We start from the raw sequence: 16,369 nt of genomic DNA, 5'->3' as shown, positions 1-16,369 counted from the left end.
GACACCGCCGCCTCGGTAATCGTCGGCAGCACACCCACACGCGGCGCCAACTCCCGAAACACCACCGCCTCGTCCCGCTCACACCCATACACCGTGATCCCCGTGGTCAGCACCACCGACGACGACCCCAGCGACCGAGCCCGGCGAGCCGCCGTTCGTGCTGGTTCACTGTTGGTCACCCCGCCATTGAAGGCAGCGCGATGTTGCCAGGACGTATCAGATTTTCGATATGCCCACGATATGTTACCGACCAGTAATACATCACCCCACCACCACCTCGTGAGTATTTATCTGTGTTAGAACACGGATAAACACTCACGAGCCCGGGAAGCAGTCGCGGTGGCCTCGGATCGAGCTGGCCCGCCAGAGCATCACGCAGTGCGACGAAGCGGGCACGTTCGCTTGCTTACGTTGCGCTGTCGCGGCATGCTGGATCTGTGACCCCGCGCGAGGAGAACCCCGGGCTCTCTGGCAGATCGGCGGAACCACCACAACCTCAGGACGCGCGCACGACAACGGAATTCGTGGCCGCGTTGCGGGCGCTGCGATTATGGTCCGGGTTGACATACCGCCAACTGGAGGGAAAGGCCTCGGCCTCCGGGGACGTCCTTCCGTCGAGCACCATCGCTTCCGCTCTCGGCCGGTCCACCATGCCTCGTGAGCAGATGGTGACGGCTCTGGTGCGGGCCTGCGGCGTCGGCGAGACCGCCGTTCAGGAATGGCTCGCCGCGCGCGAGCGAATCGTGATGGGAGAACCAGAAGCGAAGGAGAGTCCGACCGGCCCCACACCGCCACCGGAACCATCACCGCGGCGACGAGAACCCTCGCGGGCGATCTTGGTGGTGGCGACCGTAGTCGCGACAGCCACGCTCAGCATCGGTGGATACATCCTCTTCTCCGACCTCGTCGGGCGCCCGACACGTGAACATGCGCCGCCCAGCGGCACCGGACTGCCGATTCGCGGATTGACCATGGGAATGGCCGGGAGCTGGGTGGCGATCCGTGCCGCCACGGCACCCGATCTCTGCGTGAGCGAGGGACGCGACTCCACCGGTCGCTACTCCCATCCCGTCGCCGCGTTGCGGCCCTGCGAGCAGGCCGTCCCGCCGCGAACCTACCTGCGGCCGATCAAGGCACATCTGGTGCAAATCCAATGGCACGAAGCCTCAGAGGGCATCGGCTGTCTCACCGTCCGGACCGACGGCGCGGGCAGGGATCTGGTCGAACCATGGAACGACTGCGACGAGAACCGGTCTTCCCAGGTGTTCCGAATGGCACTGGCCGGCCCACCCGATTCGCGACGGTACCGAATCCATCCCACGCACAGCGATATGTGCCTCGGAATCGGGAACAAAGAGGTCGTGGCCGACCGGGAAGCGGTGCACGGTCCCTGCACCGGGTTGGCAGACCAGGAATTCGTGATCGACCTGCTGCCTCCGCCATGAGGCGATAACTGGCTCACCCGACCGTGTTCGAGCTGGTTCGGGCCCGTTCGAGACGGTTCCGAACACGTTCAGCCGCGCAGTCCGCGCACCGCGGGGTGATATCGCTTGGCGATGCGATGTCATTCGGGGGGAGCTGATGACGGTGTCCGTGTCCTGGCCGGAGAAATGGGAAATCGCGACGGCGCCGGTAGTGCGATCGGGGCCTGGTGTTCGCCGCATCCGCGGGTTCCGGTTGTTGCCCGGCGAATCGGAATTTCAGGTACCGCCTGCCGCACACACGACGCTCGTGCTCGTGCTCGACGAGGCAGAGCACGGGATCGAGGTGCTGATCGAGCCATGGGCCGCGTTCACCCTCTTCGGCGGATCGGCGTCCCGGCCCACGAAAGTGATCGATACGCGCATCCGGGTGCTGACCAGGACGCTGGCCGCGGCCGGCGACTGGAACCGGCGATTTCGCCTGCTCAACTCCGTGCTGGCACGCTGGCAGTGCGCTGGACCGCCCTGCTCCCCGCAGCTCGTCCGTGCGTGGGAACGTCGGGCAGGCGGTGTGCGAGTTCTCGCGCGGCCATGAGGCTGACGAGCTTGCTCGTCGCGTAACGATGACCTGGTTGTGGAAACGGTTGCCCCCGGACGGTCCACCGCACTACAGTCGATAGGAAACAAATTGTTCTCTATTGGCTCGACGCTTGGAGTGCACATGGAACCGACGGCCGCCTTCCCGCAGCCGCGCACCTGTCCTTACCGGCCGCCGTTCGGCTACGCCGAGCTGACCGAGCAGGCGCCGCTACATCGCGTCGAGCTCCACGACGGCAAGCTCGGTTGGCTGGTCACGCGCCACACGGAGGCACGCGCGCTGCTCAGCGATTCGCGATTGTCGGCCGATCGCACGAACCCGAACTTCCCGTTGATCTCGGCGCGCGGGGCGGCGGTGCGCAGCCAGCCGCCCGCGTTCATCGGCATGGACGAGCCGGAGCACGGCCACTACCGGCGGATGACCATCCCCGACTTCACCGCCAAGCGGATCAACGGGTTGCGCCCGAGGATCGAGGAGATCGCCACACAGGCCGCCGACCAGCTGAACGCGGCCGGCTCTCCCGCCGATCTCGTGGTCAACTACGCGGTACCCATCCCGTCGCTGGTGATCTGCGAGATCCTCGGCGTGCCGTACTCCGATCACGAGTTCTTCGAAGACGCCAGCAGGCGGCTGATGCGGGCCGCCGACGAGCACGAAGTGGCCGCGCCGCGCGCGGAACTGCTGGCATATCTCGACTCGCTGATCGACACCGCCCTCCAACGGCCGATGCCCGGCCTCATCGGCAGGCTCGCCGGCGACCAGCTCACCCGCGGTGAGCTGTCCCGCGAACTTCTCATCGGCATCGCCTTGCTGCTGCTCGTGGCGGGCCACGAGACGACCGCCAGCATGATCACGCTCGGCACCGTGATCCTGCTGGAGCACCCGGATCGACTCGCGGAGCTCCGCGCGGACCGCGGTGTCGCGCCCGATCTCGTCGAGGAGTTGCTGCGCTACGCCTCCGTCGCCGACACCGCCGGTGCCCGTGTGGCAACGGCCGACATCGACATCGCCGGGCAACGCATTCGCGCGGGCGAGGGAGTGCTGATTCCGAACGGGCCGGCGAACTTCGACCCCGCACTGTTCCCCGATCCCGACGAGTTCGACATCCGCCGAGGCTCGCGTAACCACAACGCGTTCGGCTACGGCGTTCACCAATGTCTCGGCCAGAACCTCGCGCGACTCGAGTTGCAGATCGCGCTGCCGTTGCTGTTCGAACGCTTCCCCACGCTGCGGCTCGAGACTCCGGCCTCGCAACTGCGACCCGCCCGTGCCGACACCATTCAGAGCATCGACGAGCTCATCGTTGCGTGGTGAGCACGCGAAACCCGCCGCCCGCCGACGCCGACCCTGTGCGCGGCCTCGCGGGCCGTTGCGGTGCGACGTGCTCGGCGCCACGCCGTCAGGACCGGTTCCCACCAGGCGGTGAGCAACAACCGGCCGACCTTACGAAGCCGACAACGAGAGAACCCGTCAGCTGACACGCCTCATCATCGACACCCCACCGCTCGCGCTCCGGCATCGGGAGAAGAACTCGAGGTGGCACGGGCTGTTGCGGCCAGAAATCGCCCGCCGGTTGCCCCTCGATCCTTCGGACGACGCAGGCCCTCGCCCTGACGCCATCGTGGGCGCTGCGCTCGGCTGTGTGGAGGCGACACTCCTCGCTTGGGCCAGGAACCCGGAGTCCCGACCGATCACGGAAGTCCTGGATCGCGCCATGGGTGCCATCGCGCCGCTGGCCCCGTAATCCGGCGGAGGGAGTCCGCCGACGCTACCGGCGGTTGCCACGACAGCACGGAACCTCCGAAGCGTCTGGTGTCCGGTGTGGACGACCATCCGAGGGTGGGTCACCGGCCGCGGTAGTTCTGCGGGTGCGGCCCGTGGTGTGGGCTCAGCCGTCGAGCAGGACTGTGGCCGCGCGCGCGATCACAGCGACATCGTGGCCGAACACCGCGCCGTGCAAGACAATGCCCGGCAGCAAGGCCAACACGAGTCGCGCACCGTCGTCCGGGTCGAGGTTGGCCGGGACACGGCCGGCGCGCTGCCCGCGCGCCAGCGCGCCGGCGCATCCGTCGGCAATGAGTTCTGTTCCGCGGTGAGCCTCCTCCCGCATGTGCTCGTTGCGGGCGACCTCGGCCCACGCCTGCACAGCCACCAGACCATGCTCGCGAAGGTCGATGTCGCGGCCCTCTACCGTGATGGTGCCCGCCATGAAGGTGTTAGTCAGCACCGCGATCACGTCGGCTACGGATGGCGCCTCCAGCTGTTTCATGCGCTCCACGACAGCCGGGCCGATACCGTCGAAGGACTCGCGGGCGATTTCGCGTATCAGTTCGTCCTTGCCGCTGAAGTAGCGGTAGAACGCGCCTGCCGAGATGCCCGCCTCGGCAACCAGGTCGGGCATCGAGGTCTGGTGGAAGCCATCGCGGGCGAAGCAGCGGCGCGCGGCGTCGACGATGGCGGCCCGGTTCGCCGCACGTCGCCGGTCGGTGATCCTCGGCATATCGCCCATCTTAGGCGAACAGTCATTCGCCTTGACGACCGCCAGCGCCGACTGTAGCTTCGAATAGCGAAAGATCATTCGCTATTCGAGGGAGGTGGTGCCGATGCGGCAGCGAACGACATGCGCCATCGTCGGTGGCGGACCGGCGGGCATGTTCCTGGGACTCGTGCTCGCCCGCGCGGGCGTGGCGGTCACCGTGCTGGAGAAGCACGCCGATTTTCTGCGCGACTTCCGCGGCGACACCGTGCACGTCTCCACGCTGAACCTGCTCGACGAACTGGGGCTGGGCGAACGTTTCGCCGCCCTGCCCCAGCAGCGGTCCGAACGCGGCAGCCTCCATCTCGACCAGGGCAGCGTGCAGATGGCCGACATGACCCGGCTGCGCGGCAGGCACCGGTATCTCGCGATGGTGCCGCAGTGGGACTTGCTCACCCTGCTCGCCGAGGTCGCCAACGCCGAGCCGACGTTCACGCTGCGACGGAACGCGGAGGTCACCGAATTGCTGTGGGAGGGCGGCCGTGTCGCCGGTATCCGGTTCACCGACCGCGACGACGGGTCCACCCACGAACTGCGGGCCGGGCTGACGGTGGCGTGCGATGGCCGCGGCTCCACAGTGCGCGCGGCCGCAGGTCTGGTTCCCCGGTCGTGCGCGACGCCGATGGACGTGTGGTGGTTCCGGCTGCCCCGTCACACCGGTGACCCGGCCGTGGACGTCGAGCGCATGTCCCCTGGTCAGTACATGGTCATGATCGACCGCGGCGACTATTGGCAGTGCGCCTACCTCATCCGCAAAGGCACCGATGCGCCGTCGCGCGAGGCCGGGATCGAGGCGTTCCGCCGCCGTCTCGCCATTTTCGTCCCCTGGCTGGCGGACCGGGCGGGCGAACTCCGGTCCTTCGACGACGTCAAGCTGCTCGACGTGCGCCTTGAGCGCCTGCGCCGCTGGTACACCGACGGGCTACTACTGATCGGCGACGCCGCACACGCCATGTCACCGGTCGGCGGCGTAGGGATCAACCTCGCGGTGGCCGACGCGGTAGCGGCGGGACGAATCCTCGCGTCAACGTTGCGCGACAGTGGGCGAGTCCCGGTGCCGACGCTCCGCCGCGTGCAGCTACGGCGGTCGTGGCCCACAGCCGTTATGCAGGCCATGCAGCGGCAACTGCATGGCCTGCTCCGGGAGGTGCTGGCAGCCGAGCCAGTCGACGTCGCGCCCGCGGAATTCGCCGTCGCGGCGCCCACAGACTCGCTACCGCTGCCACTGCGGGTGATGCGCCGGTTCCCCGCCCTCCAGGTCGTCCCCGCCTGGCTCACCGGGATCGGGCCACTACCCGAACACGCCCCACCGTGGGCGCGACGCGCGACGACACCAGTTCTGCCAGGGACGCGGTAGACACCGGCGCCCCAACCACTCTTTGGAGGTCTTTCGTGATCGTCATAACCGCCCCTACCAGCCGGATCGGCAAACAAGTTCTCGACAGTGCCGTCGACCGCGGCAAGCCGGTCCGCGTGATCGCCCGTGATCCTTCCCGGATCTCTCCGCAGGTGCGCGAGCGCGTCGAGATCGTTCACGGGTCGCACAGCGACCCCGATGTCCTCACCGAGGCGTTCGCGGGCGCCGACCAGGTGTTCTGGCTGGTGCCACCGGACTTCCACGCCGAGGACGTAGCGGAACACTACGTGAAGTTCACGCGGGCGGCCTGCGATGCGATCCAGCGTCAGGGTGTCGAACACGTCGTCGGCGTTTCGAGTCTGGGCCGCGCATACGGCAAGCATGCCGGGTTGCTGTCCGCCGCGTACACAATGGACGAGCTCATCGAGAGCACCGGCGTCTGTTACCGCGCGCTGCGCATGCCCTACTTCATGGAGAACTTTCTCAGCCAGGGCGAGGCGATCATGAGTAACGGCATGTTCTTCGTGGCGAACGCCCCGGATCGTGTGCTCGCGACCGTCGCCACCCGCGACATCGCCACAACGGCCGCCGCGCTGTTGCTCGACGACTCGTGGACCGGCCAGGACAGCGTCCCGGTGATCGGACCCGACAGCCTGTGTCCCCACGAGATGGCCCGAATCATGTCCGAAGTTCTTGGCCGGGAGGTCCACTGTCACCACGTCCCCCTTGAGAAGTTCCGGGGGACAATGACACAGCGTGGAGTCAGCGAGGCCTGGGCCCAGGGCATGGCCGACATGATCGCCGCCCAGAACGGCGGTATCTACGACGCCGAACAGCAAGCGTCACCATCGGCTCCCACCAGCTTCCGCCAATGGTGCCGGCACGTACTCAAACCATTCCTGCAAGCCTAGGTGCGGCCCCAGCGCGCGGGTGGCCGGAACGGGCAGGTGCGAGTCTGCGGGAAGCGACGGTCTCTTGCAACGAACACCTCAACTAGAGGAAAACTAGTTCCCTAAATCGACGGTAACGTCTGCCCCCACGAAGCGCGACCAACGAGCGGGAGCACGCATGGCCAGCAGGACGATGGACCACCGCCAAGGGCCGCGCAAGCGCGGCGCCGAACTGGAGGCCGCGATCCTGGCTGCGACACGCGAGGGCCTCGTCGAACGCGGGTACGCAGCACTGTCCATGGACTGGATCGCCGAGCGGGCCCGTACCAGTAAAGCCGCCCTGTACCGCCGGTGGCGCACCCTCGGTGAGCTCGTGGTGTACGCGCACGCCCGGCTGGTCCAGTCCCTGCTCACCACGCCCGACACCGGCTCCTTCGCCTCCGACACGCGCACGATGCTGCGGTCGATGGCCGACCTGATGGACTCCGAGTACGGCGAACTGCTGCGCGGCGTACTCGCCGAGATCATGAAGAACCGGGAACTCGCAGCCGAAGCACGCAGACAACTCGCGGACTCCGAGCCGCACGCCATGGACGAGATCTACCGCCGCGGGATCGAGCGCGGCGAGGTCCGCCCCGAGCTGCGTGGGACGCGCACCATGACGGTCGCGCTCGACCTGCTGCGCAGCGAGTTCATCCTCCATGGAACGCCCATCACCGACGCCGTGATCGACGACATCCTCGACGCCGTCTACCTCCCACTTGTGCGCCTGCCGAACTGACGACGGTCCAGAGCGGCCATGCCTGCCCCGGCGACCGCAGGCCGAAGCACCGTCGTTGTATGTCTACTTCCGCAACGCCGCGGAACTACAGGCTGCGGTACTCGATTGGTGAAGTCTGAACGCGGCGGCAGCACGCGGAACCGGGTCTGCCAAAGGACATCAAGCCAGTAAACAGAAAGCCACGCTAGTCAAGGCACAACGCGCCCAGCGCTGGTTCGGCAGGAGCTCGCATCGTGAGGGGTTTGGGGGGCACGACCCCCAGAGTCCACGGACCTAACGCGTCAGCATAAGAACCAGATAGCCCATGCCGAAGGCCCGAAAGTGCCGAGCGAACCAGTAAACAGAAAGCCACGCTAGTCAAGGCACAACGCGCCCAGCGCTGGAAGGTAAGAAGCTCGCACCGTGGGGGGCTTGGAGGCACGACCCCCAGAGTCCGCGGACCTAACGCGCCAGCATAAGAACCAGATAGCCCATGCCGAAGGCCCGAAAGTGCCGAGCAAACCAGTAAACAGAAAGCCACGCTAGTCAAGGCACAACGCGCCCAGCGCTGGAAGGTAAGAAGCTCGCACCGTGGGGGGCTTGGGGGGCTCGGCCCCCCAAAATAAAACGGACGACCCGGCGAGCAGCCAAGCGAAGCGAAGGCTGCGAGCAGGATCGTCCTGAGGACGTGGAGCTGAGGGGAATCGAACCCCTGACCTTCTCGATGCGAACGAGACGCGCTACCAACTGCGCTACAGCCCCTTGGTGCTCCGGTAGCTTAACAGGCCCTCCGGAGCGGTTTTCACTCCCCCACCGCTCGGCGGTAGCGGAAGCTGTCGAGGTCGTCGAGCTCGTCGAATGCCGGGTCTTCGTCGTCCACATCGACCACGACCGCGTTGGGGTGGGTGATGCGGGGCGGCTGGGTCGGCGCGGCGACTGGGGCCGGTTCTGGGCGCTCGACGGGCTCGTCCTGGTGGTCCTGGCGGTAGTCGTCCCGATACTCATCCCGGTACCCCGCTTGCTCTGCTGGGCGGGCGCGCCGGGCTTGGGCGATGCGGGCCATCCGGCGTTGACGGATCTCTTCTTCGATCCGTACCTGCCGCCGCAGATAGGTCAGGTATCCGACGAGTGTGAGATCCACCGCACCGTGGCCCCACCAGACCTGTGGGTACATCACGGCTGCCACGACTGCACTGCCCACGGCGAGCAGGAGCATGGCTACGACGACGCGTTGGCGGAACGCGTACTTCGCACGCGCTGTCAGCGCGGCGGCTTCTGGGTCGAATCCGCCGCGGCCCGGCCGGTAGGGGCGGGGCGGTGCCGGTTCCGCGCGAGAGGCGGCACTGTCCGTGGCCACGTGGTCACGATCGTCCGCTTCGTCCGCCATGTCGAGGGATTTGGGGTGTTCCGTAGCCGAATCCATATCGTCGGCGTAGTCGTCACCGTAATCGTCACGATCGTCGTCGACGTCGTGGGCGCGGTGGCTGTCTTCGATTTCGGCGTCGCGCATGTCGGCCTCCTCGGCGCCGCCCTTCCGCACCACCCGGGCGGCCAGTGCGGAGTCCGCGGTCCTGGCGATCTCCTGGCGCTTGCGCACGATCATCGGCACGAGGACGACCAGCCACGCGAGTACGAGCGCCACCACGATGAGTGAGCTCGGCATGCCTCGTCACCTCCCCCGATCCGTTGCCATTGACCACGCTAGTCACAACAGTCACAGCTGTGACGGAGGCGCGCCGTGCCCGATCTTCGGGCGCAAGGTCCTTTCAGGCGTTTTTCATGCGGCTCATCGCTGACACGGGGAAACGAAATTCCCCCTATCGGGGGATGGTGGCACGGCCGTCCGCGAGCAGGCGGGAAACCAGTCCATCTGGTACGTCCTCGGTCGTGAGCGCGTAGCAGAAATGGTCGCGCCAGTCGCCCGCCACGTCGAGGTAGCGCTTGAACAGCCCCTCCTGGCGGAAGCCGAGTTTCTCCAGAACCCGCAGGCTGGCGGCGTTCTCCGGGCGTACGGTCGCCTCGATCCGGTGCAGCCCGGCGGCCATGAAGCAGTGATCGACGACCATCGCGACCGCCGCGGGCGCGACACCGCCGCCGATCAGGTGCGAGGCGACCCAGTAGCCGACCCATGCCGAGCAGAGCGAGCCCCGGATCACGTTGCCGACCGTGACCTGCCCAGCCAGTTGATCATCCACTGTGATCACGAATGGCAGGGTCATGCCACGACGGGCCAGCGCACGCAGCGACGACCACTGACCCGGCCACGCGAACGTGCCGTTGCGGTCTTCCCAGCTGCCAGGGGCGGTCGGCTCCCAGCGTTCGAGGTGCTCGCGGTCGCGTAAGCGGATCCTGCTCCACGCCGACGCGTCGAGCAGGCGCGGTCCGCGCACCGCGACGAGACCGGCATTCACCTGGAGCGGTCCCAGTTTCGCCGGCCAGCCCGGGTGCCGGCCCTGCGGGCCCGGCGCGTCCATCACGTCACCCGCGCTGGGCCAGGAAGCTGACTTGGACCTCGTCACCCACTGCCACGTCGGTCGTGTCCTCGTCCACCAGGATCAGGCAGTTGGCCTCGGCCAGCGACGCGAGCAGGTGCGCGCCGGACAGGCCGAGCGGTTGCACAAGGTACTGGCCGTTGGTCTCGTCCCGCAGCAACTGGCCGCGCAGGAAGCCCTTACGGCCCTTCGTCGACGAGATCGGCGAAAGCAGCCTGGCCGTGACCAGCCTGCGGCGCGGGTTGCGTTTGCCCTGCGCGGCCCTGATCAACGGGCGGACCAGCACCTCGAAGACGACCAGCGCGCTCATCGGGTTGGCGGGCAGCACGAACGTCGGCACCGCGTCCTGGCCCAGCCTGCCGAAACCCTGAACCGAGCCCGGATGCATGGCGACCCTGGTCATGTCCACCTCGCCCAGGTCCGACAGTGCGGCTCGAATCTCATCCCCTGTGGTTCCCCCGACGCCGCCCGCCAACACCACGATCTCCGACAGCGGCAGCCGGGACTCCACGGCCTCGCGCACGCGGCGCTGGTCCGGGCTGACGATGCCGACCCTGGCGACCTCGGCCCCGGCGTCACGGGCCGCGGCGGCCAGCGCGTACGAGTTCACGTCGTAGACCTGGCCCTGGCTGGGCGCGCGGTCGATGTCCACCAGCTCGTCGCCGATCGAGATGATCGACACCCGCGGCCGCGGGTAGACGAGCACCTTGGCCCGGCCGACCGCGGCGAGCAGGCCGACCTGGGCCGCGCCGATGGTCGCGCCGCGCCGGACCGCGACGTCCCCGGTCTGCACGTCCTCACCGGTACGCCGGACGTACGCGGCGGACGGGACGGGCTGGTTGATGGTCACCCGGGCCGGGTGCTCGTCGGTGTAGCCGAGCGGGACGACCGCGTCGGCCAAAGTGGGCAGTGGCGCGCCGGTGTCCACCCGGACGGCCTGGCCGGGCTGGAGTCTGCGCGGCTGCCGCGACCCGGCCGCGATCTCGCCGACGACCGGGAGCACCACCGGCTCCCGGCCCGCCGACTGCACGTCGACGCTGCGCACCGCGTAACCGTCCACCGCCGCCTGGTCGAAGCCAGGCAAAGCGTGTTCGGCGACGACCTCCTCGGCGCAGAGCAACCCCTGTGCCTCAGAGATCGCCACACGCACGGGCGCCGGCCGCACCGCGGCGGCCAATGCCCTGGCGAGCTGTTCGTCGACTGACCTCATCCACCCGACCTTCGTGTCTAGTCACTGACCCGGTCGCGCAACCACTCACGCAGCCCGGGCCCATACTCAGGGTCATCGAGCGCGAAGTCCACGGCGGCACGCAGGAAACCACCAGGATTGCCCAGGTCGTGACGTCCGCCGCGGTGCACGACCACGTGCACGGGGTGCCCCTCGGAGATCAACAGCGCGATCGCGTCGGTCAGCTGGAGCTCCCCGCCCGCGCCCGGCGTGATCCGCTTGAGCGCGTCGAAGATCGCCCGGTCGAGCAGGTACCGGCCGGCCGCGGCGAAGGTCGACGGCGCCTCCTCGGCAGGGGGCTTCTCGACCATGCCGCGGACGATCTTGACGTCGTCATCGGCGGTCTCCTCGACGTCGAACACGCCGTACGCCGAGATCTGCTCACGCGGGATGTCGAACGCGCACAGCACGCTTCCCCCGCGCTCGGCGCGCACGTCGGCCATCTTCTTGAGGACACCGGTCGGCAGCACCAGGTCGTCGGGCAGCAGCACGGCGACGGCGTCGTCGTCACCGTGGAGGTTGGGTTCGGCGCACGCCACCGCGTGACCGAGACCCAGCGCCTGCTCCTGGATCGCGGTCTCGACCTTGAGCAGCGCGGGCGCGCGGCGGACCTTGTCCAGCAGCGCGGACTTGCCGCGGGCCTCGAGGGTCTCCTCGAGTTCGGGTTGCGGCTGGAAGTACTGGACCACGGCGTCCTTGCCCGGTGACGTGACGATCACCAGCCGGGCCGCGCCCGCGTCGGCCGCTTCGGCGGCGACGAGTTCGATGCCCGGGGTGTCGACCACCGGCAGCAGTTCCTTGGGCACGGCCTTGGTGGTGGGCAGGAAACGGGTGCCAAGCCCTGCGGCGGGCACGATTGCTGTCTTGAATGCGAGCGACGGGCTCATGGATTGTGAGCCTAACCTCAAGGCGTGACCGCTTCTCCCGCCACCAAGGACGAATGGCGCGCGCGGCTGCTCGCGGACCGCCGCACGGTCCCGCCCGAGGTCAGGGTCGCGGAGGCGGACGCCATCGCCAGAGCCGTGCTCGAGCTGGTCGACGCAGGCCAGACGATATGCGCGTACGTACCGGTCGGCACCGAACCCGGCTCGCGCGCCGTGCTGGACGACCTGCTGAAGATGGACGTCCAAGTGCTGCTGCCAGTCGTGACAGGCCTCGCCCCGCTGGACTGGGCCGCCTACGACGGTTCCTTGCGACCCGGGCCGCACAAGCTGATGGAGCCGCCGGGTCCGCGGCTGGGACCAGCGGCGATCGCGAAGGCCTCGCTGATCCTGGTGCCCGCGCTGGCGGTGGACGAGACCGGCGTCCGGCTCGGACGTGGCGCTGGTCACTATGACCGCTCACTGGTCCACGCGGCGGAAGGGACGGAGTTGGTCGGCGTGGTCCGGGACCAGGAGTTCTTGCCGCGCTTGCCCGCTGACCGGCATGACGTGCGGATGACCGCGGTCCTGACCCCGGGTCGCGGCGTGGTCCAGGCCACCAATCCTTAGCACTCCTAGTGTTAGACTGCTAGTCACACAGTTGCGGTCTCATAAGGAGAGAAGTCCGTGCCGACCTACCAGTACGCATGTACCGTGTGCGATCACCGGTTCGAGCAGGTGCAGGCCTTCACCGACCCTTCGCTGACCGTCTGCCCCGAGTGCTCCGGCAAGCTGCGCAAGCTGTACGGGTCCGTGGGCGTCGTGTTCAAGGGCAGTGGCTTCTACCGCACGGACAGCCGCTCGACCAGCACGAGCACCGGCGGCGGCAGCTCCGAGAAGAGCACGGCGAAGTCCGAGAGCTCGTCCTCGTCGAGCAGCGCGAAGTCGGAGTCCTCGACCAGCTCCTCCAGCAGCTCGACCAGCAGCGCTCCGGCCGCCAAGGCCTCCTGACCGCGCGAAACCACCTCTGGTGCCCCGGGCCATGCGCCCGGGGCATCACGCGTTTCCGGCGTGCCCGCGCTCTGGCTCGTACGGTTCAGCGAAGCTCGCCAGGGGCGGACTGGCCAGCTGAAGACTGACCGCCCTGGGTCTGCGCGGGACCGGACCGCTGCTGGGACTGGAGCAGGTCCCGGATCTCCATCAGAACCTCGACCTGGGTCGGCTCGGACGGCCCCGCCTCCTCGCCCCGCCTGCGGCGCTCCTGGATCCTCTTCATCGGCATGACCAGCAGGAAGTACACCACCACGGCAATCAGCAGGAAGTTGATGATCGCGGTGATCACCGCGGCGAAGTCCATTGTGGACTTCGCGTTGCCGGACACGATCTGCCAGGACAGCCCGGTCACGTTCGCGCCGCCGAACGAGGCGATCAGCGGGTTGAGGACACTGTTGACCACCGCGGTGACCACTGCCGTGAACGCGGTGCCCATCACCACCGCGACCGCCAGTTCCAGCACGTTCCCGCGCATGATGAAGTCCTTGAAACCCTTCAGCACGGCACAACTCCCTCACTCAGCCGAACAGAGATTCACCGGAGAGTAACGGTTACCTCCTTGGTCAAGGCGGCAGCCGCCACTCGCGGCGCGGCGTGACTGGGTAACGCCACCACGACCAGCCGCCCCTGCTCACGTGACCCTCCTGTCGACCGCACGGTCAGTACGGTCGCACTCGACGCGAGCACGGATTGGTCCGGCGCGACGATGTCGACGCGCACCCCCGGCACCAGCAGTTCGGCTACCCCTTCGTCGGCAAGCCGAATCGGAACCGCGGCCACGTCGTCGGAACCGGCCGTCAGCCGGGTGTTCTCCGGTCCGAGCAGCCGCGCCGAAGTGATCGGCTCGCCGGCCGACGCGCCTGCGGCCAGAACCTGACCGGCTGCGGCGGACAGATCGGTCAGTGCGGCTCGGGGCACCAGGCCGGGCGGCGCTCTGACGAGCCGGAGATCCGATGTGGACAATGTCAGGCCTGCTGCGAGGTCGTGTGCGGCGACGAGCATGGGCGCCTCTGATGTGTGGTGGGGACGGAACGCCAGGAACGCGGCGAGCGCGAGGAGTGCGGCCGCGACGAGCCGCCGGATGGCGACCGTGCGGACCCAGCCTGTGGTGCGGAGAGCGAGGAGCAGACGTTTCATGTCTTCACGGTCTCAGGCGGGCACGCTCCGGGACAGGATCGACGGGTCACGCCTGTGGACAAGTGGCCGCTGTGGATAACTCGGCCGAAAACGCGGTTGACGATTTGACAGGGCCACCAAGGGTGTGAGCGGGAACGCAGGTGTCAGCGGTGTCCCGGGCCGGGCGGAAGTCAAGCGCGCAGCGGATCGGTTGCGAACGCCTTCACGCCCTCGGCGAAGCCGACCTGAGCCTCGTAACCCAGGACCACGCGGGCGCGGACAGGGGAAGCGACGACATGCCGGACGTCGCCGGACCGCGCGCCGCCGACGATCCGAGGCATCGGGCCGCCGTAGGCCGAAGCGAGTTCGGTGGCCAGTTCGCCGACGGTGTGCGGCGAGCCGGAGCACACGTTGATCGGGACGAAGCCGGAAACCGATGTCTCCAACGCCAGGACGTTGGCCATGGCCACGTCGTGAACGTGCACGAAGTCCCGGCGCTGCAGGCCGTCCTCCAGCACCGTCGGTGCCTCGCCGCGCTGCAGGGCCGAACGGAACAACGAGGCCACACCGGCGTACGGCGTGTCACGAGGCATACGAGGCCCGTACACGTTGTGGTACCGCAACGCCCATACGTTCCCGCCAGCTTGCCGCGCCCACGCCGACGCGAGGTGCTCCTGAGCGACCTTGGTGGCCGCGTATGTACTACGTGGATCGAGCGGCGCGTCCTCGTCGATCAGCGCCCAGGCAAGCGAATCACCACATAGCGGGCAAGCGGGTTCATACCGGCCCGCACCGAGGTCCGCGGCGAGCCGGGGGCCAGGCCGGACGTCGCCATGCGAGGCACAGACGTACCGGCCCTCGCCGTAGACGACCATCGACGAAGCCAGGACAAGCTTGTCGACTCCCGCGGCATGCATCGCGGCGAGCAGGACCGCGGTGCCGTGATCGTTGTTACGCACGTAAAGCGGCGCGTCCGACGGATCAAGCCCATGGCCGACCACGGCTGCCTGATGGCACACGGCGTCGACACCACGCAGCAGCCGGGTCACCAGCTCCATGTCCTGCACGTCGCCACGGACCAGCTCCGACGTCCACTCTGGAACGCCTGAATGAGCCTGTGGCAACAAGTTGTCCAGCACCACGACCTCGTGGCCGCGTCCGGTCAGCAGATCGGCGATGTGGGACCCGACGAACCCGGCCCCACCGGTGAGCAGTACGCGCATAGGGCAACGCTATGGCCGTTATCACCCCGTCACAGCCCTCGCGGGCGAGACGTCATAGAACGGACAGATCTCGATACGGATATCTTTAGGCCCATGGAACGCAGCGCGCAGCGGCTGGGCAGGGCTCTCATTGTCGTCGTCGACGACCGGATCGCGCACGGTGAGAACGAGGACTCACCGGGTCCGCTCGTGACCGAACTGCTGGAGGAGGCCGGTTTCATCGTCGACGGGACGGTGGCCGTCGCCGGCGAGGTCGTGGACATCCGCAACGCGTTGAACACCGCCGTGATCGGCGGCGTCGACCTCGTCGTCACCGTCGGTGGCACGGGTCTGCTGCCGCGTGACGTCACGCCGGACGCCACCCAGGGCGTGCTGGACAAGCGGATTCCCGGCATCGCCGAGGCACTGAGGTCGTCCGGTCTGGCCGCGGGCGCGGTGGACGCCGGTATCTCGCGTGGCCTGGTCGGTGTCTCGGGCAGCACGCTGGTGGTGAACCTGGCGGGTTCGCGCGCCGCGGTCCGCGACGGCATGGCCACGTTGTCGTCGCTGGTCCCGTACGTGATCGGGGAGCTGTCCGGGTGGGACGGGAACTGACCCCCGAGGAACGCCGCCGCAAGATCGACGAGGTCTTCGGCGACGTCCTGCCGGACACGACCAAGGACGAGCGCGAGCCAGAGCCCGAGCAGCGGGACGACGACTGGTACTTGCGCAACAAGCCGCCGCACCACGGCTAGGTCGTGTTTCGAATGTCCCGGTCGATGAGAGTCTGCCCCGGCCGGAGGCCGGAATCGGCTCGGTGGGGCGGTTCCTGGCGTCGCCGCGGGATCGCCGCGAA

General features: G+C 68.1%; 18 protein-coding genes, 1 tRNA gene and 2 pseudogenes. 11 read left to right on the top strand and 10 right to left on the bottom strand.

Annotation, left to right across the window (positions count from 1 at the left end; all coding sequences use genetic code 11):
- Positions 1–131, bottom strand: a pseudogene (locus tag GC106_RS49595) (D-lactate dehydrogenase VanH-A); the annotation flags it as partial.
- A 306-nt stretch (positions 132–437) separates the two neighbouring features.
- Between GC106_RS49595 and GC106_RS42655 the strand changes: the two are divergent.
- The 4 genes and pseudogenes from GC106_RS42655 to GC106_RS49835 all read left to right on the top strand — a co-directional run.
- Positions 438–1,445 (top strand): helix-turn-helix domain-containing protein, encoded by a 1,008-nt coding sequence (locus GC106_RS42655; protein WP_173141888.1) that lies wholly within the window; start codon positions 438–440, stop codon positions 1,443–1,445.
- 136 nt (positions 1,446–1,581) lie between these two features.
- Complete coding sequence (locus tag GC106_RS42650) at positions 1,582–2,016, top strand: hypothetical protein (protein ID WP_173141887.1); 435 nt, start codon at positions 1,582–1,584, stop codon at positions 2,014–2,016.
- 126 nt (positions 2,017–2,142) lie between these two features.
- Positions 2,143–3,333, top strand: coding sequence for a cytochrome P450 (locus GC106_RS42645; RefSeq protein WP_173141886.1), 1,191 nt, complete (start codon positions 2,143–2,145; stop codon positions 3,331–3,333).
- A 145-nt stretch (positions 3,334–3,478) separates the two neighbouring features.
- Positions 3,479–3,763, top strand: a pseudogene (locus GC106_RS49835) (acyl-CoA-like ligand-binding transcription factor); the annotation flags it as partial.
- Between the two features lie 144 nt (positions 3,764–3,907).
- Here the strand turns inward: GC106_RS49835 and GC106_RS42635 are convergent.
- Positions 3,908–4,597 carry a TetR/AcrR family transcriptional regulator gene (locus GC106_RS42635; protein WP_173141885.1) on the bottom strand — a complete coding sequence of 230 codons (690 nt, stop codon included), beginning with the start codon at positions 4,595–4,597 and terminating at the stop codon, positions 3,908–3,910.
- 25 nt (positions 4,598–4,622) lie between these two features.
- On the opposite strand from GC106_RS42635, the gene GC106_RS42630 reads away from it, so the two are divergent.
- The 3 genes from GC106_RS42630 to GC106_RS42620 all read left to right on the top strand — a co-directional run bounded on the left by GC106_RS42630 (position 4,623) and on the right by GC106_RS42620 (position 7,583).
- The gene (locus tag GC106_RS42630) at positions 4,623–5,912 is read left to right on the top strand and encodes an FAD-dependent oxidoreductase (protein ID WP_173141884.1); all 1,290 of its coding nucleotides are present in this window, start codon (positions 4,623–4,625) and stop codon (positions 5,910–5,912) included.
- Positions 5,867–6,823, top strand: coding sequence for an NmrA family NAD(P)-binding protein (locus GC106_RS42625; protein ID WP_312873341.1), 957 nt, complete (start codon positions 5,867–5,869; stop codon positions 6,821–6,823). The genes GC106_RS42630 and GC106_RS42625 overlap by 46 nt, the downstream gene beginning before the upstream one ends.
- 157 nt (positions 6,824–6,980) lie before the next feature.
- Positions 6,981–7,583 (top strand): TetR/AcrR family transcriptional regulator, encoded by a 603-nt coding sequence (locus GC106_RS42620; protein ID WP_173141883.1) that lies wholly within the window; start codon positions 6,981–6,983, stop codon positions 7,581–7,583.
- A gap of 668 nt (positions 7,584–8,251) precedes the next feature.
- On the opposite strand, the gene GC106_RS42615 is transcribed toward GC106_RS42620, so the two are convergent.
- The 5 genes from GC106_RS42615 to GC106_RS42595 form a co-directional block, all read right to left on the bottom strand.
- A tRNA-Ala gene (locus GC106_RS42615) sits at positions 8,252–8,324 on the bottom strand.
- A 40-nt stretch (positions 8,325–8,364) separates the two neighbouring features.
- Positions 8,365–9,225 carry a divisome protein SepX/GlpR gene (gene sepX / locus GC106_RS42610; protein WP_173141882.1) on the bottom strand — a complete coding sequence of 287 codons (861 nt, stop codon included), beginning with the start codon at positions 9,223–9,225 and terminating at the stop codon, positions 8,365–8,367.
- Between the two features lie 154 nt (positions 9,226–9,379).
- Positions 9,380–10,036: a GNAT family N-acetyltransferase gene (locus GC106_RS42605; protein WP_173141881.1), complete on the bottom strand. Its 657-nt coding sequence runs from the start codon at positions 10,034–10,036 to the stop codon at positions 9,380–9,382.
- Between the two features lie 4 nt (positions 10,037–10,040).
- Positions 10,041–11,264: a molybdotransferase-like divisome protein Glp gene (gene glp / locus GC106_RS42600; protein WP_173141880.1), complete on the bottom strand. Its 1,224-nt coding sequence runs from the start codon at positions 11,262–11,264 to the stop codon at positions 10,041–10,043.
- A 17-nt stretch (positions 11,265–11,281) separates the two neighbouring features.
- Positions 11,282–12,169 carry a UTP--glucose-1-phosphate uridylyltransferase gene (locus GC106_RS42595; RefSeq protein ID WP_173141879.1) on the bottom strand — a complete coding sequence of 296 codons (888 nt, stop codon included), beginning with the start codon at positions 12,167–12,169 and terminating at the stop codon, positions 11,282–11,284.
- A 24-nt stretch (positions 12,170–12,193) separates the two neighbouring features.
- On the opposite strand from GC106_RS42595, the gene GC106_RS42590 reads away from it, so the two are divergent.
- Together GC106_RS42590 and GC106_RS42585 are read left to right on the top strand one after the other, a co-directional pair.
- A complete protein-coding gene (locus GC106_RS42590; protein WP_173141878.1) occupies positions 12,194–12,772 on the top strand; it encodes a 5-formyltetrahydrofolate cyclo-ligase in 579 nt (192 codons plus the stop codon).
- 57 nt (positions 12,773–12,829) lie between these two features.
- On the top strand, positions 12,830–13,153 hold the full coding sequence (locus GC106_RS42585; RefSeq protein WP_173141877.1) for an FmdB family zinc ribbon protein: 324 nt from the start codon (positions 12,830–12,832) through the stop codon (positions 13,151–13,153).
- 85 nt (positions 13,154–13,238) lie between these two features.
- Here the strand turns inward: GC106_RS42585 and mscL are convergent, their stop codons facing one another.
- The 3 genes from mscL to GC106_RS42570 form a co-directional block, all read right to left on the bottom strand.
- Positions 13,239–13,697: a large conductance mechanosensitive channel protein MscL gene (gene mscL, locus GC106_RS42580; protein WP_173141876.1), complete on the bottom strand. Its 459-nt coding sequence runs from the start codon at positions 13,695–13,697 to the stop codon at positions 13,239–13,241.
- A 32-nt stretch (positions 13,698–13,729) separates the two neighbouring features.
- The gene (locus GC106_RS42575; protein WP_173141875.1) at positions 13,730–14,332 is read right to left on the bottom strand and encodes an SAF domain-containing protein; all 603 of its coding nucleotides are present in this window, start codon (positions 14,330–14,332) and stop codon (positions 13,730–13,732) included.
- A gap of 170 nt (positions 14,333–14,502) precedes the next feature.
- Positions 14,503–15,534 carry an NAD-dependent epimerase/dehydratase family protein gene (locus GC106_RS42570; RefSeq protein WP_173141874.1) on the bottom strand — a complete coding sequence of 344 codons (1,032 nt, stop codon included), beginning with the start codon at positions 15,532–15,534 and terminating at the stop codon, positions 14,503–14,505.
- Positions 15,535–15,627: 93 nt separating this feature from the next.
- Here GC106_RS42570 and GC106_RS42565 point away from each other — a divergent pair, with 93 nt between their 5' ends.
- On the top strand, positions 15,628–16,128 hold the full coding sequence (locus GC106_RS42565) for a MogA/MoaB family molybdenum cofactor biosynthesis protein (RefSeq protein WP_033383400.1): 501 nt from the start codon (positions 15,628–15,630) through the stop codon (positions 16,126–16,128).
- Entirely contained in the window at positions 16,113–16,268 is a 156-nt protein-coding gene (locus GC106_RS42560; protein ID WP_143446560.1) for a fructose-1,6-bisphosphatase, read from the top strand. The genes GC106_RS42565 and GC106_RS42560 overlap by 16 nt, the downstream gene beginning before the upstream one ends.
- The last annotated feature ends 101 nt before the right edge of the window (positions 16,269–16,369 follow it).

It is taken from the genome of Kibdelosporangium persicum (assembly GCF_013280595.1).
Taxonomy (GTDB): domain Bacteria; phylum Actinomycetota; class Actinomycetes; order Mycobacteriales; family Pseudonocardiaceae; genus Kibdelosporangium; species Kibdelosporangium persicum.
The sequence above is the reverse complement of the archived record's forward strand: the minus strand, read 5'-3'. Positions and strand labels throughout refer to the sequence as shown.